The sequence below is a fragment of the Vibrio sp. Isolate30 genome, from assembly GCF_022397975.1.
In the GTDB taxonomy this organism is placed as follows: domain Bacteria; phylum Pseudomonadota; class Gammaproteobacteria; order Enterobacterales; family Vibrionaceae; genus Vibrio; species Vibrio fortis.
The window spans coordinates 997918-1011079 of record NZ_JAKEUS010000001.1 but is presented as its reverse complement, the minus strand read 5'-3'; the positions used below and the strand labels follow the sequence as shown (position 1 = coordinate 1011079).

The 13162-nt window shown below is 44.1% G+C and carries 12 protein-coding genes and 3 tRNA genes; 7 read left to right on the top strand and 8 right to left on the bottom strand.

All coding sequences use genetic code 11. The features are described 5' to 3' along the window. Positions 1–92: 92 nt before the first annotated feature. The 6 genes from L1D60_RS04445 (at position 93) to L1D60_RS04420 (ending at position 6235) form a co-directional block, all read left to right on the top strand. Complete coding sequence (locus L1D60_RS04445; RefSeq protein WP_239839917.1) at positions 93–1472, top strand: PKD domain-containing protein; 1380 nt, start codon at positions 93–95, stop codon at positions 1470–1472. 144 nt (positions 1473–1616) lie between these two features. Next, positions 1617–2345, top strand: a complete 729-nt coding sequence (locus L1D60_RS04440) for a Slam-dependent surface lipoprotein (protein WP_239839916.1) — start codon at positions 1617–1619, stop codon at positions 2343–2345. Between the two features lie 54 nt (positions 2346–2399). Then, complete coding sequence (locus tag L1D60_RS04435; protein WP_239839915.1) at positions 2400–3881, top strand: surface lipoprotein assembly modifier; 1482 nt, start codon at positions 2400–2402, stop codon at positions 3879–3881. A 107-nt stretch (positions 3882–3988) separates the two neighbouring features. After that, positions 3989–4834: a tonB-system energizer ExbB gene (exbB, locus tag L1D60_RS04430; protein WP_239839914.1), complete on the top strand. Its 846-nt coding sequence runs from the start codon at positions 3989–3991 to the stop codon at positions 4832–4834. 1 nt (position 4835) lies between these two features. Further along, complete coding sequence (locus L1D60_RS04425) at positions 4836–5258, top strand: biopolymer transporter ExbD (protein ID WP_239839913.1); 423 nt, start codon at positions 4836–4838, stop codon at positions 5256–5258. Positions 5259–5263: 5 nt separating this feature from the next. Further along, positions 5264–6235 (top strand): TonB family protein, encoded by a 972-nt coding sequence (locus L1D60_RS04420; RefSeq protein WP_239839912.1) that lies wholly within the window; start codon positions 5264–5266, stop codon positions 6233–6235. A gap of 99 nt (positions 6236–6334) precedes the next feature. Here L1D60_RS04420 and dld read toward each other — a convergent pair whose 3' ends face one another. From dld to L1D60_RS04405, 3 genes are all read right to left on the bottom strand, one after another. Then, a complete protein-coding gene (dld, locus tag L1D60_RS04415; RefSeq protein ID WP_239839911.1) occupies positions 6335–8041 on the bottom strand; it encodes a D-lactate dehydrogenase in 1707 nt (568 codons plus the stop codon). A gap of 453 nt (positions 8042–8494) precedes the next feature. Continuing rightward, entirely contained in the window at positions 8495–9397 is a 903-nt protein-coding gene (locus L1D60_RS04410; protein ID WP_239839910.1) for a LysR family transcriptional regulator, read from the bottom strand. Positions 9398–9546: 149 nt separating this feature from the next. Then, positions 9547–9620: transfer RNA gene (locus L1D60_RS04405), tRNA-Cys, on the bottom strand. Positions 9621–9904: 284 nt separating this feature from the next. On the opposite strand from L1D60_RS04405, the gene L1D60_RS04400 reads away from it, so the two are divergent. After that, positions 9905–10693 carry a lipase gene (locus tag L1D60_RS04400; RefSeq protein WP_239839909.1) on the top strand — a complete coding sequence of 263 codons (789 nt, stop codon included), beginning with the start codon at positions 9905–9907 and terminating at the stop codon, positions 10691–10693. Positions 10694–10736: 43 nt separating this feature from the next. Here the strand turns inward: L1D60_RS04400 and L1D60_RS04395 are convergent, their stop codons facing one another. The 5 genes from L1D60_RS04395 to cydB all read right to left on the bottom strand — a co-directional run bounded on the left by L1D60_RS04395 (position 10737) and on the right by cydB (position 13152). Then, a complete protein-coding gene (locus L1D60_RS04395) occupies positions 10737–11249 on the bottom strand; it encodes a hypothetical protein (RefSeq protein WP_239839908.1) in 513 nt (170 codons plus the stop codon). Between the two features lie 208 nt (positions 11250–11457). Further along, positions 11458–11531, bottom strand: a tRNA-Cys gene (locus L1D60_RS04390). 53 nt (positions 11532–11584) lie between these two features. Then, positions 11585–11671: transfer RNA gene (locus L1D60_RS04385), tRNA-Leu, on the bottom strand. Between the two features lie 234 nt (positions 11672–11905). After that, positions 11906–12007 carry a cytochrome bd-I oxidase subunit CydX gene (gene cydX, locus L1D60_RS04380; protein WP_239839907.1) on the bottom strand — a complete coding sequence of 34 codons (102 nt, stop codon included), beginning with the start codon at positions 12005–12007 and terminating at the stop codon, positions 11906–11908. A gap of 8 nt (positions 12008–12015) precedes the next feature. Next, positions 12016–13152, bottom strand: a complete 1137-nt coding sequence (gene cydB / locus L1D60_RS04375; protein ID WP_239839906.1) for a cytochrome d ubiquinol oxidase subunit II — start codon at positions 13150–13152, stop codon at positions 12016–12018. Between the last annotated feature and the right edge of the window lie 10 nt (positions 13153–13162).

Sequence of the window (13162 nt, the reverse complement as noted above, 5' to 3'; positions counted from 1 at the left end):
TTTTTGGGTTACGGGTTTCTCTTTCTTAAACGGTATAGCAAGGAAAGGTAAAAAACGATGACTTAACATTCTAATCTCGACGGTGTATTGCAATGCATGGCTATACTTACAAGTTTCCAATAATTCTCTCTTTCGCTTTCATTACGGCGTGTAATGGAAGCGCTTCTGATTCATCACCGAAAAGCGACCCGAATAATCAAACTCCGATCGCAATCGCTGGCATCAATCAACAAGTTAAAGTTAATCAAATCGTCCACTTAGACGGCTCTCGTAGTGTTGATTATGACAACGACCTCATCTCTTATTCGTGGTCATTCTCAGAAAAACCCGCAGGAAGCGAAGCACAACTTTCCAGCTTGGAGGCCATCAAACCGACTTTCGTTGCGGATCAAATTGGTACGTATTATCTCTCGTTGGTGGTCAACGATGGCAAAGTGAACAGCCGTCCAAATCAAGTGAAAATAGTGGCTAAACCCGACCAAGACAACTCGCCACCGGTCGTCGCACTTACCCCAACGTACAGCGCGTCCCTATCGCAATCAGTCAAACTGTTTGACACATCCACGGATGCTGACGGCGATGAACTGTACCGTCAATGGAAAATTATCGACCAGCCAGACGGGAGTCAGCCTAGCCTCAGTAAATATGAGGGCAAATACCCCGACTTAACCGCTGATGTGGCAGGTGACTATGTGGTGGAATTAACCGTCACCGATGGTTTCTTATCAACTAAGGCGACCACAACCGTCACCTTTAATGAAAACCATCAAAACCGACCTCCAACTGCTAATAATACCCAAGCCATGTTGGCCATTGAAGGTATGACGGTTTCTTTCACTGCCAGTGAAAGTTATGACCCGGACGGCGACCCCCTCACCTTTAATTGGTATTTTGTGTCAAAACCGCAAGTGAGCAATGCAACTATAGCTGACCCTAGTGCTGAAACCACAAGCTTTGTGGCCGATGTGAGCGGGCAATTTGCTGTCAGTGTCGAAGTAAGTGACGGTGAGTTCACCGATTTACCCGGCAGACCTACATACGTGCGCGTTGCTTCGTTAAATGGCCCGCACGCAAAAGTCTTTCTGAGAGATGAAACCGAACCTTTACTTCTACCTTTTGATGACGAGAAGAGCATAGATCTAACCAATGATACTGGAGAAGTGCCTGAGTATTACACTTTGGGGTCTTATACGTTTGAAGCCGTCGAAAAAGACATCACTATTACCGTGACTTCCTTGACTGACCTGAAAGATATCGTACAGCCCATCATAAGAACCCCTTTCGGTGAACTCGCTAAGTCTGATGTTTATGTAATTCCAGCAGGTACCCGTGAAACCCTGACTGTGCTTTCTCCCCCAACCCAGAACAAACTCACTCGAGTGCTTTTCGAATTTGCCTGGAGTTTAAATGGGCCAAATGACTTTACGCTGATAGAGCGCGTCGGCGGCGACTACAATTTCATTAGCCGATAGAATTTTATTAAAAAATTCGATTCTCTATTACGGTTTTCTCTTTCTTAAACGGTGTAATAGTTGAAAGCAAGCACGACATCTGTCGCGCGCACCGGATGTTGGGTTTGCTTTTTTACTTATCATATTTAATTAAAAGGAATCAAAATGAAACCAGTTCAACTTTCATGGATCGCGGCTGCAATGATTGGCCTCAGCCCACTTGTTCAAGCAGGTTTTGATGGCGCGATTAGCGACGACTCTCTACGTCAGGTTGGCGAATCTGAAGTTTACGTCCCACTGTTTCACGCAAAAGGTAAAGCCGGCATTGGCAGCTCAACAGGTAAGCGCGTCGATTTCGATGGACTAGCAGGTAATATCTTCAGTAGTAAAGAGCGAAATAATGTACATACTTCTGGCAGTAAGCACTTTAGTTCATCATTTTACAACTTTGCGCAAGCGGCTAACCAAGATGTTTGGTTTGGCGAGTGGTATGAAGGAAGACAAGATAAAGAATACAACAACCGTACTGTTTACTATGTAGGCGACAATACTGGTACCACTGTGCCTACTTCAGGTAGCGCGACGTACAACATTACTGGTATTAACCACTTTAGCGGTAGTAACCAGCTTGCAGGCACGTTTACTGCTGATTTCGCTCAACAAACTCTAACAGGCGACATTGCTAATGCGTCTCTATCTATCAATGTGGATAGCACGATTGATGCAGCAAGCGCTTCGTTCAATGGTACGGCAACAGCCAACCAAGCAGGTGTGACAACTCAAGGTATTTCTCAAGGTCACTTCTTTGGCGCAGATGCAGCAACACTTGCTGGTATTGCGACTTTTGCTGGCAACTCTGATCTTGATACTGCATTCGGCGGTGCAAAACAGTAATCACCTTCAATGGCTAAGAAGCAGCTTCGTCTGCTTCTTTTTAATGAGCACCACATGAACTCCAACACCACTCCACTTATACATTGCCTACTATTGTCTTGCGCCTTTTCTTCACCTCTTTCTTGGTCTCAAGACACGGATACGCAGTTTCGTATTGAACAACGAGACGCCCTGTCGGCTCAAAACAAAGAACAAGCAATACTTGAAGAAGAGAACCAGCGCGAAGCTAACTCCCAAAAACCAGCCCAAACTGGATACCAGATCGACACAAACGATTTGAATCAAGTCGCGAAAGCTCTTCATCTTGCTGTTCGTTATCGTCAATGGGTTCAAGCTAGCCAGTTACTGGAAATCTATCGACAGCTTGAACAGCCTGACCCACTGTTACTGAAATACGCTGACGGCGCAATCTCTCGAGCTAAAGGTGATCTGGAACACGCCCAACTCGCATTCGAAGACGCATTAGCCTTACAACCCAATTTTATGCCCGCGCAGTTAGAGCTAGCTCGAGTCTTGTTTGAAAGTAACCAAAACCGAGATGCGCTCAATCTGTTCAATCAAATCAAATCAAAAATACCCTCACAAAATCCGAGATCTGCTGGTGTGATTCGAACCATCGACAGCTTTACCCAAGCGCTTATTGCTCGCGACAGCTGGAACGGTTCTGTGGCGATTGGCGGTTCTTTTAATGATAACTTAAACAGCTCTTCTGAATCCTATACCTGCCTAGTGACATCCAACACAGGTCAGTGTCTCTTTGACCGTGTCACACCTAAAAAAGAAAAAGCATCTGGGATCGATTTTGAGGCGAGTATCAATAAACGTTTCTCTTTGTCTCGACACCACGGTATTCATTTACAAGGCCTAACTTATGGCACTAACTACGGGAACAACAGTGATTACAATGAACATACTTCTCGAATCGGCTTCGGGTACAGTTTTCATGATCACCTCAACAAAGTATCGATCGGCCCCTCTTTTGAACTAAGTCGTTACGCGAACAGCTCTGTTTATTTCAGCTCAGGCGTCAAGTTAGACTGGCTTAGAACAACCAGCCAAAACAGTGCCCTTAAATTCGAGTTCAAAGCCGACTATCAAGACTACATCCCAAGTGTACTCAGCTATCAAACAGACTGGCAGTTGGCTTCGTATCTTACTTATTGGTACCAATTTAATCATGACCTATTGTTATTCGGTGGCATAGACTGGACAGGTAAACAGAACAAAGAACAAGTCCATGCTTACGAGCTTTATGGCGGTAAAATTGGCTTGAATTCAGATCTAATTCCTTGGGTTGATCTAACACTTTTTGGAGCATTTAGACATCGTGACTACCAAGGCTTCAATAGCATTCTTAGCGAAACGCGTAGAGATAAAGAGCAAAATTACGCACTCTCTGCTGCGCTAAAAGATATCAAGTTATTCGGTGTTACCCCTTCATTGGTTTGGAATCATAAAAGAATAAAAAGCAATGTTGATTGGCTCTACACCTACCAACAAAACGAAATCACTATCAAGTTCACTAGGCGTTTTTAAAATAATTAAAATTTCTTTACGGTTTTTTTAATCTCATTCGGTATAGGTAGCGACAACGTGGAAATTTGTTCCACCAGCCTAATTCAACCCCTAGTGAGTGCTACCAAATGACAACGCTTTTTTTTCGTATCGCGTCAGTGTTTTTAATGCTGACGTTTTCCCATTATTCTTTGAGTGATACGTCGATTCAACCTATCTCCGATACTGTGGTCTCAAACCAACAAATTGCCCCTCCTTCAAATCCATTGATCACCCACGATCTTTCGCCGATGGGAATGTACCATACTGCAGATTGGGTGGTGAAGTCGGTAATGATCGCTTTGTTAGTCGCCTCCATTTTGAGCTGGGCAGTCTTTATTACTAAGCAGATACAGCTGGTTCTTGCTACGAAAAGAACTAAGCAGCTATTAGCAACTTTAGTGACTGCGGAGACTCTTCAGCATGCGGAATCCGCCCTCACACTCCAAACTGGACAAGAAGTCTCCGTTGTGACCGCTGCACAACACGAAATCTATATGTCCAGTCAATGCACTGCGACTCATAGCGGCATTAAAGAACGCGTTCAATTAAGACTTGAGCGAGTTCAAGCGGAGTTAACCCGAGACATGACGTCACTGACGGGCATTTTGGCAACCATAGGTTCAGTTAGCCCATTCGTCGGCCTATTTGGTACTGTTTGGGGAATTATGAATGCGTTTATCGGCATCGCGAAAGCCAAAAGTACGACGCTTGTAGTTGTGGCCCCTGGTATAGCTGAAGCACTACTCGCAACAGCGATCGGTTTGGTTGCCGCTATTCCTGCGGTGATGATGTATAACTATTTTTCTCGACGTATTGGACACTACAAAGCACTCCTAACAGACGTGTCTGTTGCGACCATGGTACTTGTTAGCCGAGATTGTGACCGCGATACTAATGAAGAGTCTCCATCACAATTAAAGAAGGTGGTGTGATATGGGATTTCAAACATCTTCAGCCAGCGATGATCTGGTGGAAAACCACGATATCAACGTGACGCCTTTGGTTGATGTTATGCTCGTTCTACTCATCATTGTGATGGTAGCAGCACCATTGGCGACCGTTAATGTGCCCGTCGATCTTCCTTCATCTTCTGCTGAAGCCACACCTTTACCTGATGAACCTTTGTTCCTTACCGTTGGTAAGGGGCTAGAGCTAACATTAGGTGAGGATAAGACTTCAACGTTAGAACAACTACCATTTGATCTTCCGCTAATTATCGAGGACCAAAATCAGAGGATTTATCTAAGAGCTGACAAAAGCATTACGTATGACGAACTCATGAAAGTCATGAACACACTTGTACGCGCCGGATACAGCCAGATTGCGCTCGTTGGTTTAGAAACGCCACGGGGGTAATAAGCATGAGTATTTTTGCCACCTTAAGTGTCAGATCACGTAAGCCTCGTCGACGTTGGTTTGTCGTCGGTTTTGTATTGAGTCTTACCCTTCACTTATCTGCACTTGTTTATTACCTATGGACACCTGAGTACGATTTTGCCCCGCCTCCGCAAGCTGCACCCATTAAGGTTACGATTGTTGCCCCTCTCGCGATGGCAAAAATGCAAGTAGAAGATACAGAGATAGGCGAAAATCAACCTGAGATAGTTCAAGAGCAGATGATCCAAGCTGCAACGGTTGCGGAGATACAGCCAATCGTCAAACCAAAACCTGTGAAAGAGCAGCCAAAGTTTGTTGAGGTTGAGAAAGCAAACGCGCTTTCATCAGCAATAAACCAAGAGGCTAAGCCGGAAAAAGATACGAAGACTAAACCCGAGGAGCCAAAACAGATTGTGAAAACGCCTGTACCACCTAAAAGTCGTCCAGAGCCTCCCGTTGTCAAAAAGACGAAACCTAAAGTCACCCCCGCTCCCCAAAAGGAGATTGTGGAACCCGTTCCGATTGAGAAACCGCGTCCAATAAGTGATGATCTCAAAGACCAAAAGCAAATAGTACAATCAGCAAAATCTCAACCTAATTTAGTGGCTGAAAATAGCCAGCAGCAAGCGAGTGCTCTGCGGATTGGACAACTCTCTGAAGCGGGGAAAGCAGCCAAAATAAATTGGCAGCAAGCCCTTCATGCACACCTTGAGCGAGAAAAACGTTACCCCAGAAAAGCAAAGCGCATGAAGAAGAAAGGCATGCCAGTTATTAAATTTACAATGGATCGTCAAGGTAATGTGATTGACGTCGTGTTGGTTAAAAGTTCGGGTACCCTTTCATTAGATAACGAAGCTGTCGACCTTGTTTACCGCGCTCAACCATTAATTAAACCCCCGACGAGCATAACAGGTGCACGCTTAAGCCTTACTCTTCCTATCAATTTTAGCTTTTGAGTCATTTATATTTGAACAGAGACGCTATAAAACAACAAAGCCGCTCGTTGGAGTGGCTTTGTTTATTAGCGTTCAAAAAAATGTTTCGGTTAAAGCTCGTTAAGCACAGCAGTTACAGTTACGGCGGTACTTGTCCATTTTACCGATACCTGGGTTAAAGGTATTGGTTGGATCGAGCTCATGGTAGAACTTCTGTAGTGAGTTTTCCGCTTCGTACAAGTGCCCTACGTTGTGTTCCGCTGGGTATTTTGCGCCACGACTATTCAAGTGTTCTAACATCAATCGCTTCATGCGTTTTGTGTCTGTTCCCTTCTTAAAGATGTAATCTTGGTGGAATACAAAACACATAAAGTGACCATAATAGAGAGGCATCACAAGATTATCTGTCACCTCTTGCGGAAGAGTCTCTAACCACTCCTCGTCGTTACGTCGTAACGCGATATCGAGAGCGACAATGTCTTCTACTTCGTTGCGGTGGATGGTTTCGTAACGAATCGCCGCTCCTGCTGCTGCAAAACGATTCAGGTAAGCTTTTTTGCCCTCTTCTGCAGTACACTCAAAGTAATCTTGGTCTGGTTCTGCAGCCCACACCTCTTTAAGGTATTTCTTAGCCTCCTCAATACCGCCATCACTCATTTTTAGGATCAAGTGGTGCTCGTATTTGTCACGATAATCTAGCAATCTTTGTGGTAAATGTTGTGGGAACAACTTGCTCGCGTAGTACAAGATCGTATCTGGCAGATATTTACTAACAAACGGGATTCGCTCTAAGGTATTTTCAACCTTGGCTTTTAGAGCAAACATTTTTGGTAAATTATCTGTACCAAGATGGTCTATGGATAGGAATACATCTTTGCCATACTTCTCTGCCATATTAAAAATATCGCGGTGCATGTATTCGCCCATTTCAGGCAGGTTCTCAAACTGAGTCAAAAAGTCTTTGCGCAGCTTGGTGAGTTTAGCAGGATCATTTGTGCCAAGATAAAAGACCTGCTCTTTCTCAGGTACTGGGTAGCTATCAACACGTACAGCGAACACGCCAAGCTTACCCGCACAGCCGCTGGCTTCAAACAGTCTGCGATCATCCGCATTGAATCGTGAAGGAATGTCAGAGGTCACGTCTCTTACGCGCTCGTCATACTCTTTATCAGAAGCCATACGTTCGTCATGAACGACTTTACTTGGGTCGAAGTTGCCATCTTGAATGTTTTGCAAGATTTCTTCTGGCGTCTCGCCAAGACCATCAATGCCTAAATGATTAACTAGATGAAGTTTACCGTCTTTATCGACTTGAGCAAATATCGCAAGCTCAGTATAGGCAGGGCCACGCTTCACCAGAGCCCCACCAGAGTTGTTCGCGATACCGCCAACCACTGTTGCACCTAAAGAAGAAGAACCGATAACAGAGTGAGGTGCACGGTTAACCGTTTTTAGTGATTTTTCTAAGGAGTGTAAGCTCGCACCCGGTAGACAAACTGCTTGCTTGCCCCCATCAAGGAGATGGATCTGTTTCATTTTAGTGATATTGATAACGACAACATCGCGGTCATAATCATTACCGCTTGGTGCAGAACCTTCTGTTAAGCCGGTTTTAGCAGCCTGCATAATAATGATGCAGTTGGCGTCGACACATTGCTTAATCACTTTCCACTGTTCTACCAAGGTATTTGGAAAGACAACGGCCAGTGCAGAGCCACCACCAGAGCGAAAACCCGAACGGTAATACTTGGTTTTGATATCGTCGGTTAACACATTGTCATCACCCACGATTACCTTGAATTGATCAATCAGCTGCTTTTGTTTCATATCCATATCTCTAATTATTATGCCCAGCCACTATAAGCAGCCTGTTATACAGCGTCTATGCTGCTGATCTCGCCAACACTATTCAAAATTAAGCTTAGTTATAATAAAGCTAATATTTTCATTAAGTTAACAAAAACAAACTTCAAAATTTGAGCAAGAAACAGATTGTTTCTTTATGGAAACAATCTCAAAACCAAACATTAACAGCCATGTCACACATCCAGTTATTGCAAATGTATGTCTTACAACGACCAATAATCGAGACGCTAAGTGAGATACTGAACATGAGATACAGAGCGGAAGAAGCTATATGTTAATCGGTGGGAGCGTAAACACTCAGCGACGTTCCGCCAAGTGCAATGTAAAAGGTTGAGGGCTTGCTGTGATTTTGGCTAACTATTTAAATACTGCCTGAATAGGAGGCATTGCCTAGAGACTTAAACAATGCCTAGACTAGAACTGGTGACTACGCTTTTGAAAACCTTGGTATAGGTGTTCAATAAAACGCTTCACCTTTTCAGGTTGCTGACGTGTATAAGGGTAAACCGCATAAATGCCTAAGCACTTGGCCGTTTCTCCTTGAAAAAGTTGGATTAAACGCCCCTGCTCCAAATCATCATGAATCAAGACTCTAGGTACATAAATGATCCCTTGCCCTAACAGCGCCACATTTCTTAGTGCAGATGAATTATTGGTACACAGGTTACCATCTACTTTCACTTGGTAGACTTCATCACCCGTTTTAAAGGCCCACTCTTTTGCCCCTGTCTCTTGATACGAGTATGCCAAACAGTTGTGTTTCACTAACTCTTGAGGGGAATCAGGCTTGCCATTTACGGCGAGATACTTTGGAGAGGCACACACTACCCAGTGCGCATCCACCAGCTTACGCGCAATCAGACTCGAGTCTGGTAGCACACCGGTTCGAATGGCAAGGTCAAAGCGATCGTTGACGATATCAACAAAACGATTATCGAGATCCATGTCTATGTTGATGTCGGGGTAACGTTCGTTAAATTCAGCAATCACAGCCGGTAAAATCAGCTCACCAGAGATAGTTGGCACGGTAATTTTGATACTACCGGATAAACTCTGGCCTAAGCCAACAATCGATTCTTCTGCTGTGGCAACAGCTTGATAAACGCGTTTTGCTTGTTCATAAAACGACTGACCCGCTTCACTAAGCTTAATGCTGCGCGTCGTTCGATAGAGAAGTTGCACACCAAGATCTTGTTCTAGCTTAGCAATACGTTTACTCACCACCGACTTAGTCAACTGCATCTGTTTTGCAGCCCCACTAAAAGAGCCTTGCTCCATTAAGTGATAAAAAATGATGTAATCGTCGGTACTTCTCATGAACACTCGCAAGCTTGTTGATAACAAAGTTATTTTAGGCGCTTTTGGTCGAAAAAGCTGACCCTAATCTCACACTTGTTCAGCTCGAAGCACAAAATTTAGATATAAAAAAAGCCAGCATAGCTGACCAATCTGATGAGGTAGTGAAATGGAGGCGCCTCCCGGAGTCGAACCGAGGTCCACGGATTTGCAATCCGCTGCATAGCCACTCTGCCAAGGCGCCTTCGAGCTTGATTGTTCTTTTAGGGACATTGTATTAAACCGTGTCGCATAACAATCTTGCCATGTTCTTGCACTCTCTGCGCGAGAACGGGATGTACTATAGCGCCTATAAAAACTGAGTCAACCGTTGCCTCAACTTTATTGACTCGTTCGCTGACACTTTGAACTAATGTTGAACAAAATAAACACATAGAGCCTTTCAAGCTAATCTCTTCATTTTAATTTTCATGGATATTTCACAATTGCCCACTAAGGTAAGAAGTAAAGGGACGATTGGAGTCAAATTTGAAACCACTTAAAAGATACCAGTATGAAAGGTATGCCGTTTTATGCAATCTCGCCTACCCACGAGTGTTCAAGCAGACACGCTATGGGTTTGACCCAAACGGACAACGAATCATCAAAAATCAATTTGGTAAAACCATAATCCGAGTTCTTTGGAGTGAAGCTGAAACTGAAGTGATTGTCGTACTCAAAGGCTCTCATAGCCTCAGTGACTGGCTGTTGAACTTCGCGTTATGGACAAGAAGCTGTAAATCCATTGGGCTCAGCTACCGTATCCACGCAGGGTTTTATCATCTTCTATTTCAAGAGAGCCAACCCAGTAGAAACGACGATACACTCGGCGCTTCAGTCTTCGAACGTTTAGAAACAACACTCGCGCCACTCATCGAAAAAGGCAAGCGAGTGACCATCACCGGCCACTCTTCCGGTGGAGCGATTGGCTGCGTTTTCGCTGATTACCTGAATCACAAATACCCTAAGAGCATTAAACGTGTCGTGACGTTTGGCCAACCAGCAATTGGCAACTGGCAATTCAAGCAGCGCTACTCTCTTAAAAAGAAAACCTACCGTGTCTGCTGTGATTTAGACATCGTGACTTTCATGCCACCCATTCCCCTTATCTACTGGCATGCAGGCAGAATGCTCTGGCTTTACAACGGTCGAATCTATGAGAACACCCCCACCCTAATTCGCTTTGGGCGTTCGCTGCTGAGCTGGGTGATTCGCCCCTTCTCATATCACTTAATGAGTAAGTATATTCGTAACAAAGACTTCTTTGATCAGAGATAACGACAATTCGTAAAGTCGCTCCCTAAGTGATGCCTACTTTTTGTTAGCAGTTAATTGACGAATAATAGATGTCTTTCTTACGAGTGAATTCGAACTTGAACTGATATTCATTGCCATAATTATCGGAAACGAAAAGCGTCAATGTATCGGCTTGCTCTTGCATCTGCAGTGACTTCGATGTGAACCACACACGATGAACATTATCTACAACATAACCGGTTGAGCGCGTTAGCGTTTCAGGTTCACCTGTCAAAACCACATCATTACTGGTTACCTTATCCAAAGTTAACTCAATATTATCGTATTCAGATTCCGTCGCAAAAGTCAGTGTCAGTGTATTGCCTTCAGCCTCAAAATGCGGATACACACCAACCAACATATTGTCATTTTGTTGTTCTATCCCATCATATTTCGCCGTGTGATAACCACACGCTGCACTTGCCGCTTCAACTTGCCCTTCCGCAATCACGGGCTTGTAGTAGTTTCGCGTCGTAGGGTAAAGCACACAGCCAGTTAACATAGAAATAAGTGAAATATTGATAAGAGTTTTAAACATAACTTTTCCTTCATCCACAAGAGCAATCATTATGAACACTGTTTTATTTTTATGCTTGCTTTGGTTACACACGCTTACATGGCCGAGCAAAACCGGATTCCGGAACGGATTATGCCAATGAAAGGAGTAATTAGGAGAAATTTGAAGATGGGAAGAAAGACAAAATTTAGACACAAAAAAACCAGCGCTAGGCTGGTCTTTTGTAATTTGGAGGCGCCTCCCGGAGTCGAACCGAGGTCCACGGATTTGCAATCCGCTGCATAGCCACTCTGCCAAGGCGCCAAATTGTGCGAGTTTTAAGAGTTCGACTCTGTTCCCTCTTACGAGTAAGTAGATGGTGCCCCGGGCCGGACTTGAACCGGCACAGCGCGAACGCCGAGGGATTTTAAATCCCTTGTGTCTACCAATTCCACCACCAGGGCAACGCAATCATGCGATGGCAACACCATCTCTCATCGGCCTGTGCCGCGAGAACGAGACGTACTTTAACGGATTGAGCGGTGAGATCAATATATATTTTATCTTTTTAATTCAAATGGTTATTTATCGAACTTTTAGCATAAGAAGAATACAAATAGCTCAATCCTTACCCTTAGAAATATCGATTTCTATTACGTTCTCATTTAAATACACAATCTATATCCCGCTCAAATTCATCAACCACTGTTGTTTTCGGCCTGCTTCTCTAACCCAACCAGATTTAAAACAGTGAATGCAGATGCCAACATCAAACCCAAAATCCAAACAAAATACCACATAGTGCCTCCTAGTAGAGTGAATGACTGTTTCGTTCAACATACTTGTTATCAAGCCTGCCACGCATAGTACGGTAGCTAAATGCCGTATAACCAAGAATGATTGGCACCATAACAAAGGCAACACCTGTCATGATATTCAGCGTCAGCTCGCTTGAAGTCGCATCCCATAGCGTCAGGCTGTGATTAGTATTGAAACTCGATGGCACAATAAACGGAAACATAGTGAAACCGGCCGTTAATATGATTGAGGCACTGGTTAAACTAGAGCTTATAAATGCCATTAGATCTTTCGATAGCCTGATACAGAAGAACGTTACAACTGGAAATACGACACTGCCAATAGGTGCAAACCACATCCATGTATAGGTCTCGAAGTTGCTCAACCACATTCCGGTACCAGCGATAACAACCTTATTCAGCGGGTTCGATTCTCCATTTTGGTTGAGCACACTCACAACCTGATAGCCCATAAGATCACCGATTACCAAACCACCGATCACCATTAAAACGAATACCGCCCAAGCACTCATTTGGCCGACAGCACGAGCCTTGTCATAGATATCATGTTTAGTCTTCAACAACAGCCAAGTACTTCCTTGTAGTAGCGACATTGTCACAGCAACAATCCCACTCAACAGGCTAAACGGGTTAAGCAAATCTAAAAAACTTCCGTGATAAGTCACCATCAATAGGCTATTCAAAGAAAAAGGTATTCCCTGTAACAAATTGCCAAAAGCAATTCCAAATAATAGAGGGGGATATACTCCTGCAAAGGCTATAGCGTAGTCACATACATCTTTCCATTGCTGGCTTTCCACTTTAGCGCGATATTCAAGTGCTAACGGACGTAACCACAAACCAATCAGAACCATATACATAGCGATGTATAGACTCGAAAATACTGTCGCGTAAACCATAGGCCATGCAGCAAACAGTGCGCCACCCGCCGTTATCAGCCACACTTGGTTGCCATCCCAGTGTGGTGCAATGGAATTGATCATCACGCGTCGCTCTGTGTCGGTTTTACCAATGATAGGCAGCAAAGCACCGACACCCATATCAAAGCCATCGGTGATCATAAAGCCAATCAGCAATACGCCGATCAACACCCACCAAATCATTTTTAACGTTTCATATTCAAACATAACGACTCCG

What these genes read in the sequence shown, in the direction of transcription:
- L1D60_RS04445 (WP_239839917.1), top strand. Translation starts at nt 93, where the DNA reads ATGCATGGCTATACTTACAAGTTTCCAATAATTCTCTCTTTCGCTTTC.
- L1D60_RS04440 (WP_239839916.1), top strand. Translation starts at nt 1,617, where the DNA reads ATGAAACCAGTTCAACTTTCATGGATCGCGGCTGCAATGATTGGCCTC.
- L1D60_RS04435 (WP_239839915.1), top strand. Translation starts at nt 2,400, where the DNA reads ATGAACTCCAACACCACTCCACTTATACATTGCCTACTATTGTCTTGC.
- exbB (WP_239839914.1), top strand. Translation starts at nt 3,989, where the DNA reads ATGACAACGCTTTTTTTTCGTATCGCGTCAGTGTTTTTAATGCTGACG.
- L1D60_RS04425 (WP_239839913.1), top strand. Translation starts at nt 4,836, where the DNA reads ATGGGATTTCAAACATCTTCAGCCAGCGATGATCTGGTGGAAAACCAC.
- L1D60_RS04420 (WP_239839912.1), top strand. Translation starts at nt 5,264, where the DNA reads ATGAGTATTTTTGCCACCTTAAGTGTCAGATCACGTAAGCCTCGTCGA.
- dld (WP_239839911.1), bottom strand. Translation starts at nt 8,041, where the DNA reads ATGAAACAAAAGCAGCTGATTGATCAATTCAAGGTAATCGTGGGTGAT.
- L1D60_RS04410 (WP_239839910.1), bottom strand. Translation starts at nt 9,397, where the DNA reads ATGAGAAGTACCGACGATTACATCATTTTTTATCACTTAATGGAGCAA.
- L1D60_RS04395 (WP_239839908.1), bottom strand. Translation starts at nt 11,249, where the DNA reads ATGTTTAAAACTCTTATCAATATTTCACTTATTTCTATGTTAACTGGC.
- cydX (WP_239839907.1), bottom strand. Translation starts at nt 12,007, where the DNA reads ATGTGGTATTTTGTTTGGATTTTGGGTTTGATGTTGGCATCTGCATTC.
- cydB (WP_239839906.1), bottom strand. Translation starts at nt 13,152, where the DNA reads ATGTTTGAATATGAAACGTTAAAAATGATTTGGTGGGTGTTGATCGGC.